The following is a 22,627-nucleotide window of genomic DNA, read 5'->3' as shown; positions in this document are numbered from 1 at the left end:
TGGGATAAGCACCATTAATCACATCAAAACTGGCTAAAGAAGTCAGAACATTCCCCGTTGGGTTAAAGGAAAAAATCGTTCCCCTCCCAAAACTACCGTCGTATTGAGTTGTCCCATAAAAGAGACCATTCGTCCCCAAGGTGAGACTGTCAAGGGGACTACTCCCATTAGCCCCGTTAAAATCAGCCAGCTTTTGGATGCCTTCCGCCATTACTGGGGTCAGGGTCAACAAAGAACTACCGATCGCTAATAACCCACCTAAAACAAGCGATCGAGAACTTCTCCTGACACGATTTAGTTCAAATGTACTGGGGGGGAGAAAGAGATAATTGCTGCATAATAAAATATAGATGATTATGGTAGAAAAAACTGACTGAATAGCAAAAAACTATCTCAACAATAACGGGAACATCTCAATCTGTCAATGACTCTCAAACAATTACCTGACTTAGTGAATCTTGATTCTGGTTTTTTTGTAAGAGTTGAATGGGTTGATGAGTAACCAGAGAATAGAGAACATCAGGGTCAGAAACGTTGAATCCTGTAATAACTGGACTTCCCCCATACATAAATACTAAAAAATTAACAAAACCCTTACTGCAGGTCGCTTCTCAGAAAAAATTGAAAAGAGACTACTGGGTACATTTTTTACTTGAAAATGGCTTTACCGTTGACTCTATCTGGAGTAGAGCGATGACCTAGAGTTGGCTTTATAGCGATCGCTAACTTGATTGTAACAGATAGTGTCATCAATCTCTAGAGTAAGGGATTCCCTCTGTAGCCATGTTTAGATAGCTAGTACATTTATGCTGGAGAAGTTCAGTTCTATCAAAGAATTTTAGTTATCTTTTGACAAAAATTAGATAAATTAGCTTTTTTATCTAAAAATTCTAGTAATTCAGCTAGAGATTTTTGAGGATTTTTATATTTCTTGACTTGCCCATTTAGACTGAATTTAATTTCTTCGGGATATTCATCAAACAAATTACTTAAAAAAGTATCAGGAGATTGAGCCTTTATACCCCAAGTTTCTAAAGCTGACAGTGAAAAGTCGGTAATATTATTAGTTAAAATTAGATTAGCTTTAGCCATAACAGCAGTTGCTAAAACATGACGATCTTTTAAGTCGTTTGTCATTAACTCAATTAAACCAGATGGCACTTCAACCATGGCTTCGGGAAAAGCTGCTTTCATTGTCTCCACTAAATTAAGGGCTTTTATTGAAGTTATATTATATCGATTAATCAGATTGCGGGTTGTTTCTTCTAAAATTAATTTCGACCAGTAAGGCGAGTATAAACCTTGCCAAGCAATTGATAATAAAGTATCGCGTAAATACTAAGGAATAAGAACACAAGCATCTAAAACAACCCTAGGCTCTGCTGTCATCTAGGTTTAATTCCTCATCTTTTCTGTATAGTCCTTCCGCTTCAGTCATGGCTACAAGGTGATTTAAAATTTGTTCTCTTTCTTGATATTTTTTCTCTTTATATATTAGCAAATCTTCTCGTTTTATTCGTCGATCACTGCCTAGATTAGTCGATAAAATTTGCCCCTGTTCTAGTAATTTTATTAGATAAGAGTTAGAAACATTTAACAAATTAGCCGCTTCTTCTATAGTTAAATACTGAGGGGTAACATTTAACTGAATTACCTGTCCCGATGCTAAGGCAGCTACACTGTAACGAAGTACCATTAAAACCGATTCGGGAATATAGACATTTTCTCCCTGTTCAGTGACGAGTCTAGTCGGTATTTCTCTATTAAGCAGCTGATTTAATTGGGTTATTTGTTCAGTTTCTTCGGGTTCGACAACAAAATGAGTTGGGTCAAAATTAGAATATTTACTCATATCAGAGAATGACTCCACGCATTTATATTATTTCACCTCATTTTAACATACCAATCTGACAGGGGGACAAGAACCCTGAAATCGATACATCATAAGCTTTCTAGAGCTTTTGATCGAATAAGTTTTCCGCACTGGCTCCCATTTATCGATAAAATTCTTAGTAAGCTTGCTCCCATCCCTGATTCTTTCGTTAGCTTTTTGCTGGTCATCGATCTATTTTTGGCGAGAGAAGCTAGAAGCTTGTGTGGTCAAAGCTTCTAGCTTGCTTGTCCCCCTGTCAGCTTCCAATTTGGTGCAACTGGCAATTGGTTTAGTCCAAAAGGAAGTCGTAATAGCTATAAAATTAAAGCTTATGTAATTCCCAAAATTTAGTCTTTATAATTGCCTTTTAACAAATAGATGAGGGAAATCCATGGTTAACCTTTTAACTTATATAGTCATTTCAATTAAGATTGAGAATACCAATCCCAGAGTTCATAAGGGTTTTGTCGGTCTAGAGTGTATCAGACTTATCTGAAATGACTATATCAGTCAGCTTGTATTTATTCTCCCCACTCCCCAATTCATAATTCATAATTCATAATTCATAATATCAGGACAGGCAAAAGGCAATAGGCAAAACGAGCAATAGATAATCAGTTTTTAATAACTGGATTTAGTGTCAGGAGTCAGGAGTTATCAGTCAGCTTGTATTTATTCTCCCCACTCCCCAATTCATAATTCATAATTCATAATTCCCTTGCTGTGAGCGGATGATATCGATGGTACTTTTCAGCACACTAGCGATGGGAACTGCTATCAATAAACCGAGAATTCCTGCCACTTTGCCCCCGATAAAAAGAGATAGAATAATCCAGACGGGATTAAGTCCGATCATACCTCCCATTAACCGAGGGGCGATGACATTATCATTAATTTGACCGACAATAATAGTCAGGGTCAAAACTTTTAACCCTAGCCAAAAATCTTGAAACATCAGTAGGGTACTAATGCCAATAATGGTGAAGGCACTGGCAAAAGGAATTAATGTAGTTAGACCGATCGCCACCCCGAATAATAGGGCATAATCAACCTTGAGAATCACAAAAACAAAAATTTGAGCCAGGCTGAGAATTCCTGCTAAAATGGTTTGGCCGGCAAAATAGGTTTCAAAAGTTTGACGAATAATCGTTCTTAATTTGAAATTCCAGGGAGCAGGAATCCAGCTAAAAATTCCCTCCCAAATTTGTTCGCCATAGAGAACAAGAAAGACGGTTAGAACCAGAACAAATAGAATGTTTAGGATACTGTTGATAGTTCCCAGCACAAAGCTCAGTAATTGAGTGCTAAGAGTTTGTAAAACATTGGTTAGTCGTTCCGATAACTGGGTGATTGATTGCTCGATATAAATCGCATATTTCTGAGTTTTATCCCACTTTTCTAAATTTTGTATCTGTTCGGTTCCCGACTCGATCCACTGGGGCAAACTATTGATTAAACTGCTTAATTGCTCGACAATCTGGGGAATTAAAATTAAACCTAAAACAATCAAAATTAATAGGGCAATTAAAAAGACAATAGCGATAGAACCACTGCGATTAACCCCGCGTCTTTGCAGCAGTTTGATGGGAACATCTAAGACAAAAGCTAGTAAACTAGCAGTGACAAAAATACTGACTAAGGGTTCTAGGTAGCTAAATAATTGGAATAATAACCAACCATTGAGAAATAAGAGCGGAAAAACTAGACTTAGCCGCAACCAACGAGGTAGTTGCTTAAAAAGCTCTATCATATAACTAATTTTGTCCTGAGAGAGTATCGAGGTAAAAAGAGACTTTTCTAACCAGAAATCCTCTTTCAATCTAGCATCTCCTCGTTACTTTTTTGGTTCCAGTAACCCTGAAACTCTTATCCTAACTGTATGGAGCTAAGCGGATTCGAACCGCTGACCCCCTCAATGCCATTGAGGTGCTCTACCAACTGAGCTATAACCCCGCGAAGACCATTTTTGAATATAGCTTAAATAGAATCATTTTGTCAAGGGGTGGAGATAAAAAAATTTGTCACTCCCAAGGCGATCGCTCATTGACAAGGGTGAAACAATTGCCCCCATTTAGACAGGAGCCGGAATTTGGGTTAAATAGGTTAAACAGTGACCCATGAGGAAATAAACTACTAACATAGCCACTGCCGCTGCTGCCACTAGGGTTCCCGCCAGCATCAAGGAAAACTCTTGCTTGTCGAACGCTTGCTGCATCAGATGCAATGACCAAGCCACAAGACCGAGGTCAAAGATGAGAATCGGAACTAACATATTTTAAATTTTGTTAACTTTCCTCTATTCTAATACATAATTTTCCCGAGGGATAATCGGACGGAAGTTAAAAACAGGGATTTTTTGCCGGTTTTTTGATTGCAGCTGTCAGCCGTCAGCCATTGACTTTCAGTAATAGGTCTAAATTTTGCTCTTCTTGGTTTGCAGCCTGAAAAAATCCTTTTCCCGAAAAAGCGACTTAATCACTAGATTAAGTTCTGCAAATCTTGCTCTCATTTTCCCCGGCTAACGCACGGGTACTTGTTGATTTTGCAGATAATTTTTGACCTCAGCGATGGTTAATTGACCATAATGGAGCAAAGAAGCCAATAAAGCCGCTTCTGCCCGGCCTTCCGTCAATGCTTCGTAAATATGCTGACAATTACCCGCTCCTCCTGAAGCAATCACAGGAATCTCCACCCTTTCTGCGATCGCTTTTGTCAAGGCCAGATCGTAACCCGCTTGCGTGCCGTCGGCATCCATACTGGTAACTAACAACTCACCTGCCCCGCGTTTTTCCACTTCTTGGGCCCATAATAAAGCATCAATACCCGTATTTTCGCGTCCACCCCGAACATAAACCTCCCAACCGGGGTTATGCACATCCTTACGTCGTCTAGCATCGATCGCCACCACAATGCACTGTTTCCCAAAGCGATCGCTGGCTCGATCAAGCAATTCCGGCTCGCGCACGGCAGCCGAGTTAATGCTGACTTTATCGGCCCCGGCTCTTAACAAATTTTTAATATTTTCTAAGGATTGGATACCCCCCCCCACGGTCAGAGGAATAAAAACCTGTTCCGCCGTACGATAGACTACATCAATAATCGTGTCGCGATCTTCATGGGTAGCAGTAATATCAAGAAAAACCAACTCATCGGCTCCTGCCTGATTATACAAGCGAGCTAACTCCACGGGGTCGCCAGCATCCTGAAGATTGACGAAATTAACTCCTTTAACTACCCGACCTTTATTGACATCCAAACAAGGCAAAATCCGCTTCGCTAACATATCCTAGACTCTTGATTGTAACAATGGCCATCAAACGATCGCACAATTCCCCCCCGGCAGCCGAGGAAAATCTGCTCACTCCCAATCCCACTATAGAAGAAACGGAAAAAGCAGCAGCGCAGATTCGTCCGCAATCCCTAGAGGATTATATCGGTCAACAGGACTTAAAAGCTAATCTAAAAGTTACCATCGCCGCGGCCAAAGCTAGACAAGAAGCGATCGATCATTTGCTCTTCTACGGACCGCCGGGGTTAGGAAAAACCACCATGGCTTTAATTTTAGCGGCCCAGATGGGAGTAAATTGCCGCATTACCGCCGCCCCCGCTTTAGAGCGTCCCCGGGATATTACCGGCATCCTGATCAATCTTCAACCCCGGGATATTCTTTTTATCGACGAAATTCATCGACTGAATCGGGTGACAGAGGAGTTATTATACCCAGCGATGGAGGATTATCGCCTAGATGTGACGATTGGTAAGGGTCAAGCAGCGAAAATTCGCAGTATTTCTTTACCTCCCTTTACTTTAATCGGTGCTACTACCAAAGTTGGCTCTTTAACTGCGCCTTTACGCGATCGTTTTGGTATGATTCAACGTCTGCGTTTCTATACAGTTGAGGAATTGACGGCAATTATCCTCAGAAGTGCTACTATTTTTAATATTCCCATGACTGAAGCGGGTGCGATCGAAATTGCCCGTCGGAGTCGGGGAACTCCACGCATTGCCAATCGTTTATTAAAACGGGTGCGCGACTATGTGCAGGTGAAGGGAGAAACTATGATTACCCCCCAGTTAGCCGCTGAGGGATTAAATCAATTAAATGTGGATTCTATGGGTTTAGATTGGACCGATCGATTAGTATTAAAGACGATGATCGAACAGTTTCAAGGCAGACCCGTGGGATTGGAAGCGGTAGCGGCAGCCACGGGAGAAGATGCCAAGACGATCGAGGAGGTGTATGAGCCTTATTTATTACAAATAGGTTATCTTAATCGTACTGCCCGGGGTCGCGTAGTGACGGCAGCCGCCTACGAACATTTAGGTTTACTGGCGAAATTGCCGAAAAATAATGATCAGAGTTTGCCTTTGTTTGAGTTATAGTTTTCTAGATATTACAGCGTTTCTCCGATAGATGAGGTACGGTTTCGCCACTGAAATCCTTACTTCGGCAAGGTTTAATCTATACTTCACCTTGACGAGAAAGGCTGTAGGAATAATCTGGTCGCTTCTGTACCTTCTCAGTTAACAATTCTTATTGCGCTGACTAATTACAGCGTTTTAGCTCACTTGTGTCTTTAAATACTGCCTTGACTGCTTGAAATCACACAAGCCCTTGTGTAAAGACCGTATGATGAAGATCGTAGTAAGTTACATTGTTGTCATTGCCTGCCGCTTCTCATCCAGACTGTATTGGGATTGGTCAAAGCTATGCAATAGTGAGCTTTTATAGTCAATAATTTTTTAAGTCTGTTAACGCCCTATGTCTGTCCCAAATAAAGAAAATCTTAAACTAGAAACTCTTACCCTGTTTCAAAAATACCAAAAAACAGGGGATAATAAGTTACGGGATCAAATTATACGGTTAAACCTAGGATTAGTCAGAAGGGAAGCTCATCATTGGGTCAATCAATGCCATGAAAATTACGAAGATTTAGTGCAGGTTGGCTGTATGGGGCTAATTCGGGCGATCGAGCGTTTTGACAGCAGCAAAGGTCATGCTTTTAGTTCCTTCGCTATTCCCTATATTCGCGGCGAAATTCAACACTATCTGCGCGATAAAGGTTACACGGTTCGCATTCCTCGTCGTTGGTTAGATTTGGGCAGACAAGCGGCAAATATGCGTCGGGATTTCCAAGCTATCCACAATCGTCAACCCAATGATACGGAAATCTCCCTCGCTTTAAATATTTCGCTTGAAGAATGGCAAGAGGTAAAACTGGCTTTCCAAAACCGTGAACCTCTGAGTCTCGATGCGACGGTTAATAACGATGAAGATAATAACACCTGTTTAAAAGACATCGTTCCCGATCCCGGTTATCGCAGCTTTCAACTTTGTCAAGAGGACTGCATTCGTTTACAACAGGCACTGGCTCAATTAGAAGAGAAAACCCGTCATATTCTCGAATTTGTTTTCCTTAAAGATCTTACTCAACGGGAAACTGCCGAACAATTAGGCATTAGTGTTGTTACCGTCTCCCGTCGGGTGAAAAAGGGTTTAGAAATGCTCAAGGAAACCATGCTCCAAGAGGCATTTTAGCCCAATTATCGGTTATCATCGCAAGTCCGTTATTAACTCCCAATTCAACTTTAAAAACTCGGTTATGGATTTTTTCCCCTGCTCCGATGCTCCCCTCTCCCAGCTTATCTTTGCCCAAATAGCAAGTAATTCAAAACCCCAGCTAAATATTCATACTGCTCGATCGAATTATAGTAGTGAGCAGAAATTCTCACAATTAATGTTGCTTCTCCCCAGGGAATTATCGGCACTTCAATCTGATATTTTTCCCACAGTTGTCTAGATAAATCTTCTGCTGCCCAAGCATAACTAGGAATTAGAATGGAAGACATCGATCCGATCATTGATTCTGGACAGGGATAATTGACCTGCAAGGCATGACAAAGCAAATTTCTGGCTTTTAAAACCAAATTACGATTCCTCGCCATCAGACCCAGTAAACCATCAATAGAGAGAGAATTTAAAAACTCGATCGCTTTTGGCACTGATAAATAGGCGCTGGGATCATCGGTTCCCATCCAAGCAAATTCTAACTGAAAACGGGAGCGATCTTGTCGAGGAGAATTCGCGCCATGGCTAATAGTTAAAGGTCGAATTATTGCCTGTTTATCCCCGCGCACATAGAGAAAAGCGGACCACTTGGGACTACATAACCACTTATGACAATTACCAGTATAATAGGTGGGATTAATTGCCCCGATATTAAGGGGTAAAAAACCTAAAGCATGAGCGCCATCGATGAGAGTATCAATACCCCGATTATTTAATTCTTGCACAATTTCTGCGATTGGCCAAATTAAGGCCGTGGGACTGGTGACATGATCTAAAACTACTAATTTTGTCCGGGGAGAAACAGATGCTAAAATTGCTTGACTAATTTCTAAAGGAGACTGTAGGGGAAAGGCAATTTTAGCGATAATTACTTTTAAACCCCATCTTTTAGCTATATGTTTAACTGCATTAGCACAAGCATTATAGGTTTGATCGGTGATCAGAATTTCCTCATTTTCCTGAAAAGTTAAGGAATTTAATACTGCATTCACTGCTGTGGTTGCATTGGGAACAAAGACTAAATCATCGCTATTTACACTGACTAAATCCGCTAATTTTTGCCTAGCAATATCTAATAAACCCTCTAATTCTCTCCCCAAAAATGCTAAAGGTTGCCTTTCCATTCGTTCCCGCAATTGTTGCTGATAATCCAAGACTATTCTAGGGGTTGCACCATAGGAACCATGGTTGAGAAAATAAATATTATCGGGAATTAACCAAGAATTTTTGGACATATTGAATTAATTTGATTTTATTGAGAACTAGAAAAAATAATAGCTTCATCTATTTTTTGCCGAATATCTTCTCTCCATTCCGCATCAGTTATTTGTTCGTATTCATCGAGTAACTGCAAAGCAAAGTCAATGACTTTTTCGGGAGATTGATATTTTCCCTTTTTCACTTTCCGTTGGAGATGTAGGTTCATAGGTATTATGACCATCTACTGAGAAAATCAGCTTGATCTTAATTTTAAGCTAAATATCGACAAAAAAAGCTCTCCAGGAAAAAGGAGAGAGGAGAGAACGAGTTAGAAAAAATTATTAATGTAACCATCCTTTCAGACGACGCGCGACTTGAGGACGACGTAATTTTCGCATCGCTTTAGTTTGAATTTGACGTACTCGTTCGCGAGATAAATTGAACATTCCCCCCACTTCCTCTAGGGTATAGGGTTGACTGGTAGCTAAACCATAACGGAGGGAGATAACATCTTTTTCCCGTTCGGTGAGAACATCACTTAAAACTGCGAAAATTTCTTGACGCATCATCATCTCATTCATTTTATCTTCGGGAAGTTGTAGATCATCATCTTCCAACAGATCCACTAATTCCGTATCTTCTCCTTTCCCTACACGATGATTTAAAGAGAGAGATTGACGACGCAATTGTAATAATTGCCGCAATTGTTCGGGAGTTATTTCTAACGCTTCCGCAAGTTCCCGTTCATTGGGATTGCGCTGTAAATCTTGCTTGAGAATGCGCTGCGCTTTTTTGAGTTTATTGAGTTTTTCGACAATGTGAATCGGTAAACGAATTGTCCGCGCATCGTTAGCAATAGTGCGGGTGATTGCTTGTCGAATCCACCAATAAGCATAGGTAGAGAATTTATAACCTTTATTGGGATCGAATTTTTCGGCCGCACGGTTGAGTCCGATCGCACCTTCTTGAATTAAATCTAGGAAAGGAACCCCGCGATTTAAATAGCGTTTAGCGATGGAAACCACCAAGCGCAAATTAGAACGAATCATTTTCCGTTTAGCTGTTCGTCCGCGATAAAGACGGTTTTCCAGTTGACGTTCATTATCTAATTCTAAAGCGATCGCCCATTCCGTTTTCGTCGGGGGACGATGTAAATTTTCTTGCAGTTTTTGGCGCACTTCTTCCGCTTCCATCAGAAACTTAACCGAGTAGGCTAATTCAATTTCTTCTTCCGCATTAAGCAGCGGATAACGGGCCATTTCTTTAAAAAATGCCCCAACAGTATCTTCATTGCTGCCTTTATCGTATCCAGTTCCACTACCCCCACGAGTGGTTTTTAGGGTTTCTGGTAAAGATTCAGTCAGCTCTTCGTCAGTTCTTTCAGCAAAATCCACGCTGTCTAGTTCTAAAGGATTTGTCTCAAGGGCAATGATTTGATTAAAATTATCATCGGCGGCCAGTTTAGAGATTTTCATAAGCAGTTATGGATGGAGTGGGGTTATAATAGCGGGAAAAACTTAGTTTCTCCCAATGGGCTGATTGTTACATTGAATTTTCGGGGAGCAGATTTTTTAAACGTTTTCTTAATTAATGGCGGCCATTTCTGGGATATAATTAGGCACTTCTGTGTGGATTGTTACAAATCGCTCAACCAGATAATCAGATTTTCTGGTGAATAGGGGAGACTTTTAGGTTTTCCACTTATACAATCTAACTAAGGTTTTTGGTATTTGACTAGGTAAAGATCACGCTTCTTAACAATCAAGATAGCAGTCAGCTTTTTATTACTATTCTTCGCTTTTTCTATTGAGAACCATTCTCACCTTTTGACTAACTACGCTTTGCTGAATCCGCCTTAATTATCATTAACTTTATCAATGCTTAAGGGTGGATAAAAATTCTTTTGGGAAGACTTCACTAGCTAAAAATCAAAATTTATGGGCAAAAAAGCAATATTTAAACTGTTTTTAGAGAAAATTAACTGGTTTTATTCCCCTCAAGCTTTAAACTATAATTTAAATACCCCATTCTCCCCATCACCCTATCACCCCATCTCCCCACTGACTATGCTCGATCGCCATGCTACTCTAACTGTAGCGGAACCTCGCACATCTTACCAATTAACCACAACTGGACAACCGTGGTTAGAGGTTTTGGTCGATCGCCCTTATCCTAGAGATAGTCAAGAGGATCAGCAAATATTAACCTATAGTATCCCCCCCGATTTAACGGTAGAAATTGGCGATATTTTAAGCGTTCCCTTCGGTTCTCAGGTAATTGGGGGAATTGCTCTTAGATTTCTCGAAAATTTGCCCCCAGGACTAGAAGAAAATCAAATTCGTCCCGTGGAAGATGTGATTACTAAGGGCTTTTTCCCCGATAATTATTGGCAGTTATTGACGAAAATCGCCCAATACTACGCAACGGATTTAATCACCGTTGTTCGCGTCGCTTTACCTACGGGTTTACTGCGAAGTTCCCAACGTCGCATCAGATTAAAACCAGAAGCGATTCCCCCCGGTGCGGAAGTTTTTTGTACTCCTCTCTCCCGTCAGATTTTATCCCTGCTCAAAAATCAAAAAGAAGGCGATTATTCGGCGAAATACCTGCAAGAAAAAGTAAAAAATGCCAATTACGGTATCCGAGACTTAGTTAAGCGCGGTTGGGTAGAAAGTTATCTAGAAGCGCCCAAAAGTCCCAATATTAAGCTAAAAAAAGCCATTACCCTGCTAATAACTGACTTTCCTGCTGATTTAACCGAAAATCAGCGCAAAATTGTCGAAATCTTACGCCACCAGGGAGGAGAAATGTGGCTGCCAGAATTGGCACAACTTGCGGGGACAAAACATTTTAAACCGCTCATTGACAAGGGTTATGTGGTGATTCAAGATCGAGAATTTCTGCGCTTATCCTCGGCGATTATGAGCAGGGATCAACCAAAAACACTCACTTCTAGTCAAAAACAGGCTTTAGAAGCCATTCAAACCCTAAAAGGTGGTGAAAGCGTCCTCTTACACGGAGTGACGGGATCGGGTAAAACAGAAGTTTATCTACAGGCGATCGCACCTGTCCTGGCAGCGGGTAAATCTGCCTTGGTTTTAGTCCCCGAAATTGGATTAACACCGCAACTAACCGATCGCTTTGTGGCCCGTTTTGGCGATCGAGTCTATGTTTATCATAGCGCCCTCTCGGAAGGAGAAAGATACGATACTTGGCGACAGATGTTGACAGGAACCCCGCAAGTTATTATCGGGACGAGATCGGCGATTTTTGTCCCTTTACCCCATCTAGGCATGATTATCCTCGATGAAGAACACGATAGCAGCTTTAAACAAAGTCAGTTACTCCCCACCTATCACGCGCGTACCGTGGCTAAATGGCGCTCTCAATTAAACCATTGTCCCGTAATTTTAGGCTCGGCCACGCCATCCCTAGAAACATGGCTAGAATCCCAAGCTAATCCCCGTCTTTACCTATCTTTGCCCGATCGCATCCAAAATCGCCCCTTACCGCGGGTGGAAATCGTCGATATGCGACGGGAATTGCAACGAGGCAATCGTTCTCTGTTTAGTCAATCCCTGCGTTCAGCGCTGGAAACCCTGCGCGACAAGGGAGAACAGGCAATTTTATTCGTCAGTCGTCGGGGACATAGTACTTTTGTATCTTGCCGAAGTTGCGGTTATGTGCTAGAGTGTCCCCACTGTGATGTCTCTCTCTCCTATCACCACACCGAACCGGGAGCGCAAGAATTACTCCGCTGTCACTACTGCAACTATGGTCGCATCCATCCGAAACAATGTCCTGAATGCGGTTCTCCCTATCTAAAATTTTTCGGTACTGGCACTCAGCGAGTCACCCAAGAATTAAGCAAAGAATTTCCTGATTTGCGCTGCTTGCGTTTTGATAGTGATACCACCCGTAACAAAAATGCTCCCCGGGAACTATTAAAAAAATTTACTGATGGTGAGTTTGATGTCTTAGTCGGAACCCAAATGCTCACCAAAGGATTAGATATCGAGCGAGTTACCCTAGTAGGAGTAATGGCAGCCGATGGTTTACTTTATCACTCCGATTATCGCGCCTCCGAACGCGCTTTTCAAACCCTCACCCAAGTAGCAGGGAGAGCAGGAAGGGGAGAAACAGAAGGAAAGGTAATTATCCAAACCTATACCCCCGAACATCCCGTGATTAGAGCAGTGCAAACCCACGATTATGAGGGTTTTGTCGAGACGGAATTAATGCAGAGAGAGGGTTTAAATTATCCTCCCTACGGCAGTTTAGTCTTAATTCGCTTTAGTGGTTTAGATGGGGAAGCAGTGCAGAAAAGTGCTGAAAATGTCGCGGAGGAATGTGTTAATAATTTTGGTTCTGATTGGGATATTTTGGGACCTGCACCCGCAACAATTATGCGCGTGGCTAACCGTTATCGCTGGCAAATTCTGTTAAAATTATCGGGAGAAAAGGCTGATATCGGTCGTCTTTTTCTTCCCCTAAAAAGCTTAGTTTTACCCAAGGTAAGTATGGCGATCGATGTGGACCCCTTGACGATAGAATAATCAGGGATGGATAATGCGCTCGCAACGCGCTCGCTACGCGAGATCGCTATTGTTCACGGGTGCAACCAGTTATCTAAATCCGTCAAAGTGTTAAAGTCTAATAAGGCGAGTCCTAAGTCTTCTAATTGCTCCACAGGAAGGTTACGGATGGTTTCCTCAAGATTTTGCGGTATTTCACCGAAACGTCGCTGAAGAAGTCTAATAACAAGATTGGCCTCTTGAATTCTACCCTGTTCAAGACCCTGCTGTACACCTTGTTGAATACCTTGCTGAACCGCTCGTTCCCTATCCTGTTGGTAAAGTGGAGCTAAACGCATAATAAACTCCCTATCCTCCTGTGTTTTTTTCGATAACGCTTCTAAATTTCTACTCAAATTATACAATAAGTTTAAGGAAGCCGATTTTAGGGGATTATTCGGTGATAATCTGGTTAATTCATCGATAGCTCTCTCTCTTGTTCCTCCTCTACCCAATAATCTTAACCATAATGTCTCTGGGATTGCGGGTAACTGATGAATGACGACAATCGCTGTACCGAAACCCTCCGGGAGAAAATAAACCCCTTCTCCCCAATTGGGTTGTAATTGAGCCGTAAACAGGGATAAAATGCGCTCACTAGCTGTGGGAGTGAGAATCCATAACCTAGGTATCTCCCCCTCTGATATTCTCTGTTTATTTCTCTTTGCTTCTCTCTGGAAGATTTCACGGATAGCAAAGCGCTTGGACAGACAATCATTGATACCATCAAGGGTAATCCCATTGCGATAGGGTTCCAATAAACAGGGATTTTGGCATAATTTGCCTAATAGTCCTAACTGAGAGGGAATTTCAGAGATATTAGGATTAAAATACACATCAATTTCTTTAATTTCTGAGGTGACTTCTTTGCTGACAACTACTGTACCGTAGGGAGAAAGAAGGGTTTCTAAGAAGTCTTTGCTAAATTTATCCCAAATAAAGCGAGTCATTTCAGTTACCAGTTACCAGTTATCAGTTATCAGTGACTACCACCTAAACTCGGTAGCTTGAAAAAGGTTAATTGCCTCAGTTGCTGATTTTAGCCTCCAGATTAATCATCGAGAATTGAGCAAGCGATCGCATTTATGATCTGATTCTAATTTATTGAGGGTCAGTAAGAATAGTGATAATTGACATTTCTTAAGATTTTATCTCCGACTACTGATAATTAACATTAACATCGACAAAAAACTTTCTAAAATTTGCTTAGATAAAGATAGATATTGACATTTGCTGTTAAATTAGTCAGCTTATCGCCTCTGCTAAAGATGCCTTCTGGCAATCAAACCCCAGAAAACCAATCGCGTGAACTGATTGAAGAAAAATTGCGTTAAGCGGGATAGTCTATCAACCTCAATGGCAGTTTAAAACTCCTTTCTAGCAAGAATTTACTAATATTAAGCCAGCACTATTTAACGGATATATCTTTTAATTACCTGATACTTTTTAAGAGATTAACTATCTCATCGGGGAATCTTTGCTGTAATTCTTCATCGGATAATCGCGACAACAGAATCATAAAATTTTGCCTTACTTTTTGGGTATGGGGATGATTTTCTCCTAATCTTTCTTGATAAATAGCAATAGCTCTCACATACAACGGTTCCGCTTCTGCGTATCTGCCTTGGTATTTGTATAATTCTGCTAAATTATTGAGACTGGTAGCAACATCGGGATGGTTTTCTCCTAATCGCTGTTCCCGCAGAGAAAGGGAGCGCTTATACAACGGTTCTGCTTCTGCGTGTCTGCCTTGGCATTGGTATAATTCTGCTAAATTATTGAGACTGGCAGCAACATCGGGATGATTTTCTCCTAATAGCTGTTCTTTCAGAGAAAGGGAGCGATTATACAAGGTTTCCGCTTCTTCGTATCTGCCTTGGAAGCAGTATAATCCGGCTAAATTATTGAGACTTTGTGCAACATGGGGATGGTTTTCTCCTAATAGCTGTTCTATCAGAGAAAGGCATCTCTTACACAAGGGTTCTGCTTCTGCGTATCTGCCTTGGCATTGGTACAACAAAGCTAAATTATTGAGACTTTGTGCAACATCCAGATGCTTTTCTCCTAATAGTTGTTCCCTTAGAGAAAGGGAGAGCTTATACAAGGGTTCTGCTTCTATGTATCTGCCTTGGCATCGGTATAATTCTGCTAAATTATTGAGACTGGTAGCAACATGGGGATGGTTTTCTCCTAATCGCTGTTTTATCAGAGAAAGGGAGTGCTTATACAAGGGTTCCGCTTCTGTGTATCTGCCTTGGCATTGGTATAATCCTGCTAAATTATTGAGACTGTTAGCAAAATGGGGATGGTTTTCTCCTAAGCGAGATTGGATTTCTTCACAACATTTTGTGAAGGTAACTGCTGCTAAATTATATTCTCCCTGTCCCTTATAAAACAAAGCTACCCCAAGAAACACCAAAATTAAATTATCTTCCGGGTTGGGAATATCATCTAACATTGTTTGACTGACAAGTTGCAGATGGGGAATTGCGGGAGTTAGCGCTGCAATAATCTCCCTTGTGGGGGTTTGCGGGATATTTCCGGCAATAGTTAACAAAGTTTCCACAAAAGCGCATCGATAACGAGAATTTATCTCATGAATTTCCTGTAATTGCCGTTGAAAAAATTCTCTCACGAGGGGATGAATCCGATAAAAAGAATAGTCCTCATCCACGGGTTGCATCAGATGAGAATTATCCAATTGTCCCCGCGCTTCTTCTAGTTCGCTTTCGTTAATTTCTGTGGATTTTGCCGTATCTTCTAGCAACGTCCAAGCAATAGCCACTGGTGCAAATAAACTCAACAGCATTGCCACTTTTTGACAAACAGAACTTAAATCATCCCAACTGATTTTAATTGCGGCTGCTACCCCTAAATGTCCATAATCTCTGTGGTTTCTTTCCTTAGTTAAAGCAGTATGAGCTAAATTTAATTTATCGCGTAAATGGCTAAACTTTAAATGACGATTTTTCGCTAAATATTCCCCCACTAACTCCACTGCTAAGGTTAAGCGTCCTAAAATTTCGTGACAAATATGTTCTACTAAAGCTTTTTCTTGCTCAACTTTAGCAGTACCAACAATTTTGGTTAATAACTCTACACATTTATCTAAGGGTAAAACATCTAAAGCTATAGACTCAAATTCCGTACTAAGACACCTTTCTCTAGTGGTGACTAATATCTTAATCCTAGAATCTTTTGGTAACATTCGATCGGGAATTCTGTCGATATTGGGGACATCATCGAGAATTAATAATAATTTTCCCTGCTGAGGTAGCCAATTTTGCCAATACCAGTACACTTGTTTTTCTAAAGATTCTTTTTTCAATATTTCTGGTAAAGATAGATAGGGACCAGCTAATTTAACTATTTCTTCTGCTAAACCCGATAGTCGCAAGGATAACCAATATTGTGCCGCGTATTCCTGTTGGTATCGTTTCGCATATTCCAAAGCTAAAGCGGTTTTTCCTATTCCCCCTAACCCTTCCACTGCACAAACAATCACCCCTTGTTCTGTTTGCAATTGCTGATGAATTAAGGTTAACTCATCTTCCCTACCGACAAAATTAACCGTACTTTTGCCCACATTACTAGGGACAGCTTGACGTTCTTTTGGTTCGGGAATATTCAGATTAAAAGTATTATTTTGATTGTTATCAGTTCCATCTTGCTCAATATTAATTTTCATTTTTAATTCTCTCTAAAAATAATTATCTTTGCTCAAAATAAATCTAATATAAAATTAATATTAATGAGGTCTTTAAGGAAAATAACGATACATTTCCTTTCGGTGTAGAAGACGAACCAAGGCGACAGTATATTGCTCTAAATATAAACCAAGACGATAATCCCCAATCCGAATGCGATAAAATCCTCGATACCCTTGAATCGCTTTGACATTACGCAACTCGGTTAAACTTTTGGCTGATTCTATCTCCTCAATAATTGCCTGAATTTGTCGCTTAATTTTACGATCTTTGAGATTGCGTAGATCTGTCTCAAAGCTTTTACGAAATTCAATATTCATCTCTTATTCTTTTAACAAAGTCAAAATTTGATCACGACTGACATTGTTACTATCTTTTTCCTCTTGAATTGCCCTAGCCATAGCCGTATCTTCCAGCACTTCATAAATTAACTCTTTTAGTAAATCCTTTTCTTGTATTAATAACTCATAGAGTAACTCTTTTAATATTGGTTTTAACGCTTCCGCTTGCAATTCTGACATAAATTACCTCTTGTCTTTGATAATAACTATTTTCAATGATAACATTTACTAGGCTTACCTTTCACAGATTAAAGATGTTGTTCTGTGTATTACCGATTCCCGATTGACTAATATTAATTGTCCGCTCGATACCGGCCAAGCTTTTAGAAGGAATACTTACTTTTTTAGACGATTTTTCACCCCTGCAATCGCACGATTAAATATTGGAAAATAACGCTTAAAAGTTGACTCAGTATCTAATTCCGCCTCGTAGGTCAGGGAAACAAAAGGGGGTATAGTAGATATGGCCGCTTTTAATTTGGCTGCTGCCGATCGCTCTGGTTGATTGAGTTTAGCCAGAATTTGATTTAATAATTCTAAGATTTGTGCAGAAGCAAGTTCTGGGGGTGGTTCTTTGGTAATTGCCGTCAATTCTGTGACAATTTCTGCTACCATTACCTCGGCATCAGGAAAGGACGCTTCTTGACTGTCGCTGGCGACTAAATCCCATTTTTCTCGTTCCAATTTTTTAATTTCTATGCGCTTATCGTTTATGCGTTGCTGCAAAAGAACTTTATCTTCTGGACGCGCACCTGTCCACGCATCGCGGATTCCCGCTAATTGTTGTTTTAAGCGTTGAATATTGTCTTCGAGGTTTTGTAATTCGTCAGTAGCCATGGGAAAATAAGCTTAAATTAGCCAATTAATTCAATTATGATCTATCCATCTAGAAATGTCATTCCTTTAGCTGTCCCTCACTCCCCAACACCCAACACCCAACCCCAAGGATCACAGAAAAAGCCTAGCTCAATCTGGAAATTTTGATTATGATCATTAGTAATTGACCTTTATTTGTGATATAGATTCAAAGGAGAGACACGGTGTCCACAGAAGTCATCGAAAAGCGTTCCACAGCGACAATCCGTAAACCAGCACCGCGTTATCGCGTTTTACTCCACAATGACGACTTTAACTCGATGGAGTATGTGGTTCAGAGTTTAATGCAAACGATCGCCGGTATGACGCAACCCCAAGCAGTCGATATCATGATGGAAGCGCACACGAATGGTACAGCCTTGGTGATTACCTGCATCCAAGAACACGCGGAATTTTACTGTGAAACCTTGAAAAATAAAGGTTTAACCAGCAGCATCGAACCCGATGAATAAAAGATTACGGGTAATTGCCACTTACCCAGTCCCCCTGCGACTGGGAATTTTTATTTTGCTCTTACTTTTTCTCTGGTTGCCGATCGCACTTCCCCTCTATCACTTTTTTGCCACTAATGCTAATCTGGTCTCAATTTTGACCCTTTCTGTTCTCTATCTGGAATTTTTGGGGTTATCTCATTGGTGGGGACGGACAATTTATGGTGATGAGGGATTAGCTGATTATGGGTTGATTTGGCGAAGAAAAACGCCGATAGAGTTAATTAACGGCTTGGCGATCGGTTTATTTTTCACTTTCTCGCTTTTTCTGTCCCAAGCGTTCCTAGGTTGGTTAAATTTCTTACCCACAAATCCCCAGATCGGCAAAATCATCCTGGAGGGGTTTTTAGTCGCTTTAGCGGTGGGTTTTGCCGAAGAATTACTATTTCGGGGCTGGTTACTGGGAGAATTAGAAAAGGATTACAGTCCCGCTATCGCTCTAGTGATTAGTGCCTTAATTTTCGCTCTTGCTCACTTTATTAAACCTTTAGCCGAAATTATCCGCACTTTTCCCCAATTTCCTGCCTTAGTCTTGCTAGGATTGATTCTCGGTTGGGCAAAACGCGCTTGTGGTGGTAGTTTGGGTAAAAGTATCGGTCTGCACGCGGGTTTAATCTGGGCATACTATATATTAAAGGTGGGTCAGTTAATTAAATACACTGGTACTGTTCCCGATTGGTTAACTGGAATCGATAAAAATCCTTTAGCGGGAGTGATGGGTTTACTTTTCCTGACAATTCTCGCTATCTGGATCAGAAAAAAAGCAGTTTTGAGTGAACGATAGGGGATTAAATCAATTACTATAAAGGGGAAATTGCCCATAAGAGTTATAACCGATGAATCAACTATTATCTTTTCTAGAATATCGCCCGCGTTTGCGTAATATCCTATCTTTTTGTTTCTCTCTTATCGTCATGCTGTTGATCGGTGTAGGCAAAGTCACAGCACAAGATTTAAATAATTCTACTGTGGATTTAGTTGCTAATCTCTGGATGTTAATAGCTGGCTCTTTAGTATTCTTTATGAATGCGGGTTTTGCCATGCTGGAAACGGGTTTTTGTCGTACTAATAACGCCACTAATGTCTTAGCTAAAAACCTAATTGTCTTCTGTGTTGCTGCCTTAGCTTATTGGATGTTTGGTTTCGGTTTAATGTTTGGCAATACATCAGCAATAAAAAATAGTTTCTCTGGTGGTACAGGATTTTTCTTGGAAATTTTAACCCCCAATAATCAATACAGTCAATTCCAAGAAGTGTGGACAGGTCGTTCAATTGCCACTTTATTTTTCTTTCAATTAACTTTTGCGGGAACTGCGGCGACCATTGTATCGGGAGCGGTGGCAGAAAGGGTTAAATTTTGGGCATTTTTGCTATTTAGTTTCTTTTTAGTCGCTTTTTCTTATTCTCTGACAGGACATTGGATTTGGTCATCAGAAGGATGGTTATATAACTTATTTAAGTTTCGAGATTTTGCCGGTTCAACGGTGGTACATTCGGTGGGAGGAATGGCCGGATTAGTGGGTGCTTGGTTACTAAAACCGAGAGATGGACGCTTTGGTTATAATCGCAAAACCGATAGTTATGAAGAAAAAGAAAGAGGAAATTTTGCTCCCCATCAGTTAGGATTTGCAACTCTTGGTTGTTTCATTCTTTGGTTAGGATGGTTTGGGTTTAATGGTGGTTCGACAGTAAATTTGAATGATGTCCCCATGGCAATTACCACCACGATGATTGCCGCTGCCGCTGGGGGATTTTTGGCATTAATTTTTAATCCTTTAATTGGCCGCAAAGTCAGTTTATCCATAATGATTAATGGCATTTTGGGGGGATTAGTGGGGATTACGGCATCCTCAGGTTATGTTAATATCAAATCAGCTATTATCATCGGTGGCATTAGTGGCATTATCGTCTTATTAGGGGAAGAATTTTTAGTTAAAACTAAAGTAATTGATGATCCAGTGGGAGCAATTTCAGTACATCTTTTTTGTGGTTTTTGGGGAACAATGGCGGTGGGTTTCTTTGGTAGCAAAGATGCGGGAGAATTCGCCCTTGGATTAACACAGAATAGTCGCATATCTCAAGTCGCTTTTCAATTTTTCGGATGGGTTATAGTCATGGCATTTACGTTTATTTTTAGTTTAATTCTCTGGCTAATGATTGGCAATCTCCTCTACTATATGCAAGCAATTGTTTTACGTCAAAAGAACCCACAGGTTAACTTCTCTCCTGTTGTCAGGAGTCAGTCCTTCAATGTTTCTGAGCTATTCTCTTTATTTTGGTCACGGGGAAGGGAAGGAATCCGGGTATCATTATCCGATGAATTAACGGGTAGCGATGGGGTATTTAGTGATTGAAAAATTGATGTTTATTCAATAAGTTTTTGGCAATCTGGATTATCTGGCAAAGCTCGCTCGATATCCAGTTTCCAGGCTTTGTCATTGTGCCAACGTTTTGCCCAAAATTGAGCTTCTTTAAAGTTATCAGAAGTTGGGGGGATTTGGCACAACATTTCAAAAGCACCTTCTCTACCCGGTAGATTAGCCACAAAATTATTGGTAGCTAATCCTATTGCCTGCTGAATTAACATTAATTCACTTAATTGAGTCGCACACTTTTCAGAAAGCCGATTACCTTGTTTCCTTTTCAAGTCTTGCAGTTGTTGAATAGTCTTGTTTAAGCTAATATTAAAATCTCGTTTAGTACAAATTTCTGGAATACTAGGTAAGGGTGTCACCACAACATCAGAATTCTTTTCAGGAGTCTTGAATGACAAGAAAGCAAATCCAAGAAAGCCTAATATTGCCAAGAAAGATAATATTTTAGTTAAATCAGCAGGAGAATTCTCCACATCAACTAATTTTTCTAATTCCTGTCTAACCCATTGAACATTAAATACCTCTTGATAAATTCGATTGGTCACTTCTAGATAATCATCATTTTTAATCACTAATGCTGCTTGCTGAAGTGCCAATTTTTGGGGTTTATTATCAGCCAATACTCTCCCCTGCAAAATATCTTGGTATATTTCTAATCTTGACCTAACATTTGCGTCAGGATTTAAGAGAATGTTTTGTATTTTTTGGAGATGGACTGCCGCTTTATTTTGTAACCAATTTTCTACAATGTGTTTCTGAATTAATTGTTCAACTTTTGGTTTTTCTTGTCCTTCCCGTAACTCGTTTTTATTGTCGATTAGCAAACGAATAACTATTTCCGTTAACTCCAAGTTACCACCTGTCCAAGCAAGAGTTTCCTCAATTAAAGTTGCTCCTTGGGTTTCCTCAAATTCGGGTGTTAATTGTTTTTCAGCCAGTTGATATGCTTCCCTTTGACGTGCTATCTGTGCTTTTCGCTCGGCTGGGATTTGACTTAACTCTAAAGAAGGCTTTTCCGACTCATTAAGGTCTTGATTTTGACTCCAAGTTAAAGCTTCTTCTAAATCTTGATTGGGAAGAAGTTCTGGGGTACTAGCTACCAATTCCGCCTCCGGGTTAATCAGGATTTGTGGTAATTTGGCGGTGGCTAATAATTGCAATTCTTGACTGACGGTGATTTCTTCCCCGCGACCCCATTCTAATAAATCACTAGCTTGTTTTAATTCTTTAATAATAACCGGAGCGAGAGTACGATAGGAATGTTTGGGGTTAGCCAGTGCCGATTGGGCATTTTTAACTAAATATTGCCATTGTTCCTGTTCTGAAGCCAATTGAGACAGAGATAAAATTAATTTTTGTAATTGCTGACGGGAAGCACTGGTTTCTTCCTGTTTAAACAGTTGTAACATCTGTTTGAGGATATCTCTGACGCTGATGGAGATAGAAGAAGCCGCCGCAATAGCCGGGGTAGATTTTCCCTGGCCGAGAAGATAGTTAAGATGGGCCTGTAATTCGGCAAAAGTCGCTTCACCGTTTTTAATGATCGCGTTAGCTTCCTCGGCTGGCAAACCTGAGGGAGCCTGCAGCTTATCGATCAATATCTGAAGCAGATCATAACTCT

Annotated in this window: 21 protein-coding genes and 1 tRNA gene; 6 read left to right on the top strand and 16 right to left on the bottom strand. The window is 40.5% G+C overall.

All coding sequences use genetic code 11. The features are described 5' to 3' along the window. The 7 genes from IM473_RS19490 to hisF all read right to left on the bottom strand — a co-directional run. Positions 1–232: choice-of-anchor tandem repeat GloVer-containing protein (locus IM473_RS19490; protein ID WP_287658963.1), on the bottom strand; the 232-nt coding region annotated here is incomplete at its 3' end. A gap of 596 nt (positions 233–828) precedes the next feature. Next, positions 829–1,194: a VapC50 family PIN domain-containing toxin gene (locus IM473_RS19485; RefSeq protein ID WP_407069734.1), complete on the bottom strand. Its 366-nt coding sequence runs from the start codon at positions 1,192–1,194 to the stop codon at positions 829–831. A 178-nt stretch (positions 1,195–1,372) separates the two neighbouring features. After that, the gene (locus IM473_RS19480) at positions 1,373–1,852 is read right to left on the bottom strand and encodes an excisionase family DNA-binding protein (protein WP_287658961.1); all 480 of its coding nucleotides are present in this window, start codon (positions 1,850–1,852) and stop codon (positions 1,373–1,375) included. A gap of 721 nt (positions 1,853–2,573) precedes the next feature. Further along, positions 2,574–3,623: an AI-2E family transporter gene (locus IM473_RS19475; RefSeq protein ID WP_287659874.1), complete on the bottom strand. Its 1,050-nt coding sequence runs from the start codon at positions 3,621–3,623 to the stop codon at positions 2,574–2,576. A gap of 130 nt (positions 3,624–3,753) precedes the next feature. Continuing rightward, a tRNA-Ala gene (locus IM473_RS19470) sits at positions 3,754–3,826 on the bottom strand. A gap of 118 nt (positions 3,827–3,944) precedes the next feature. Further along, positions 3,945–4,145 carry a hypothetical protein gene (locus tag IM473_RS19465; protein ID WP_104395538.1) on the bottom strand — a complete coding sequence of 67 codons (201 nt, stop codon included), beginning with the start codon at positions 4,143–4,145 and terminating at the stop codon, positions 3,945–3,947. Between the two features lie 246 nt (positions 4,146–4,391). Beyond that, entirely contained in the window at positions 4,392–5,156 is a 765-nt protein-coding gene (gene hisF, locus IM473_RS19460; RefSeq protein ID WP_002764651.1) for an imidazole glycerol phosphate synthase subunit HisF, read from the bottom strand. 23 nt (positions 5,157–5,179) lie between these two features. On the opposite strand from hisF, the gene ruvB reads away from it, so the two are divergent. Further along, complete coding sequence (gene ruvB, locus IM473_RS19455) at positions 5,180–6,256, top strand: Holliday junction branch migration DNA helicase RuvB (protein WP_287659860.1); 1,077 nt, start codon at positions 5,180–5,182, stop codon at positions 6,254–6,256. 379 nt (positions 6,257–6,635) lie between these two features. Beyond that, the gene (locus tag IM473_RS19450) at positions 6,636–7,412 is read left to right on the top strand and encodes an RNA polymerase sigma factor SigF (protein WP_287659859.1); all 777 of its coding nucleotides are present in this window, start codon (positions 6,636–6,638) and stop codon (positions 7,410–7,412) included. Positions 7,413–7,516: 104 nt separating this feature from the next. On the opposite strand, the gene IM473_RS19445 is transcribed toward IM473_RS19450, so the two are convergent. The 3 genes from IM473_RS19445 to IM473_RS19435 form a co-directional block, all read right to left on the bottom strand. Beyond that, entirely contained in the window at positions 7,517–8,677 is a 1,161-nt protein-coding gene (locus IM473_RS19445; protein ID WP_287659858.1) for an aminotransferase class V-fold PLP-dependent enzyme, read from the bottom strand. 17 nt (positions 8,678–8,694) lie between these two features. Next, positions 8,695–8,868 (bottom strand): hypothetical protein, encoded by a 174-nt coding sequence (locus IM473_RS19440; protein WP_287659857.1) that lies wholly within the window; start codon positions 8,866–8,868, stop codon positions 8,695–8,697. A gap of 115 nt (positions 8,869–8,983) precedes the next feature. Further along, positions 8,984–10,117, bottom strand: coding sequence for an RNA polymerase sigma factor, RpoD/SigA family (locus IM473_RS19435; RefSeq protein ID WP_287659856.1), 1,134 nt, complete (start codon positions 10,115–10,117; stop codon positions 8,984–8,986). A 591-nt stretch (positions 10,118–10,708) separates the two neighbouring features. On the opposite strand from IM473_RS19435, the gene priA reads away from it, so the two are divergent. Then, complete coding sequence (gene priA / locus IM473_RS19430) at positions 10,709–13,198, top strand: primosomal protein N' (protein WP_287659873.1); 2,490 nt, start codon at positions 10,709–10,711, stop codon at positions 13,196–13,198. A gap of 53 nt (positions 13,199–13,251) precedes the next feature. Here priA and IM473_RS19425 read toward each other — a convergent pair whose 3' ends face one another. From IM473_RS19425 to IM473_RS19405, 5 genes are all read right to left on the bottom strand, one after another. After that, a complete protein-coding gene (locus tag IM473_RS19425) occupies positions 13,252–14,166 on the bottom strand; it encodes a DUF4351 domain-containing protein (protein WP_287659855.1) in 915 nt (304 codons plus the stop codon). A gap of 482 nt (positions 14,167–14,648) precedes the next feature. Then, entirely contained in the window at positions 14,649–16,802 is a 2,154-nt protein-coding gene (locus tag IM473_RS19420; protein ID WP_407069746.1) for a tetratricopeptide repeat protein, read from the bottom strand. A gap of 174 nt (positions 16,803–16,976) precedes the next feature. Further along, entirely contained in the window at positions 16,977–17,243 is a 267-nt protein-coding gene (locus IM473_RS19415) for a type II toxin-antitoxin system RelE family toxin (RefSeq protein ID WP_287659853.1), read from the bottom strand. Positions 17,244–17,246: 3 nt separating this feature from the next. After that, positions 17,247–17,444 (bottom strand): hypothetical protein, encoded by a 198-nt coding sequence (locus IM473_RS19410; protein ID WP_287659852.1) that lies wholly within the window; start codon positions 17,442–17,444, stop codon positions 17,247–17,249. Between the two features lie 156 nt (positions 17,445–17,600). Further along, positions 17,601–18,101 (bottom strand): hypothetical protein, encoded by a 501-nt coding sequence (locus IM473_RS19405; protein WP_287659851.1) that lies wholly within the window; start codon positions 18,099–18,101, stop codon positions 17,601–17,603. Between the two features lie 203 nt (positions 18,102–18,304). Between IM473_RS19405 and clpS the strand changes: the two genes are divergently transcribed. From clpS to IM473_RS19390, 3 genes are read left to right on the top strand one after another with little or no spacing between them, the layout of a single operon-like run. Beyond that, a complete protein-coding gene (gene clpS / locus IM473_RS19400) occupies positions 18,305–18,592 on the top strand; it encodes an ATP-dependent Clp protease adapter ClpS (protein ID WP_002738526.1) in 288 nt (95 codons plus the stop codon). Continuing rightward, positions 18,585–19,415, top strand: a complete 831-nt coding sequence (locus IM473_RS19395; RefSeq protein WP_287659850.1) for a CPBP family intramembrane glutamic endopeptidase — start codon at positions 18,585–18,587, stop codon at positions 19,413–19,415. The genes clpS and IM473_RS19395 overlap by 8 nt, the downstream gene beginning before the upstream one ends. Before the next feature lie 52 nt (positions 19,416–19,467). Beyond that, positions 19,468–20,985, top strand: coding sequence for an ammonium transporter (locus IM473_RS19390; protein ID WP_287659849.1), 1,518 nt, complete (start codon positions 19,468–19,470; stop codon positions 20,983–20,985). Between the two features lie 11 nt (positions 20,986–20,996). Here the strand turns inward: IM473_RS19390 and IM473_RS19385 are convergent. Further along, positions 20,997–22,627, bottom strand: a 1,631-nt coding sequence (locus tag IM473_RS19385) for a histidine kinase (RefSeq protein WP_287659847.1), incomplete at its 5' end; no start/stop codon positions are given.

Origin of the sequence: Microcystis sp. M015S2, from assembly GCF_020245945.1 — a bacterium.
Classification (GTDB): Bacteria; Cyanobacteriota; Cyanobacteriia; order Cyanobacteriales; family Microcystaceae; genus Microcystis.
The sequence above is the reverse complement of the archived record's forward strand: the minus strand, read 5'-3'. Positions and strand labels throughout refer to the sequence as shown.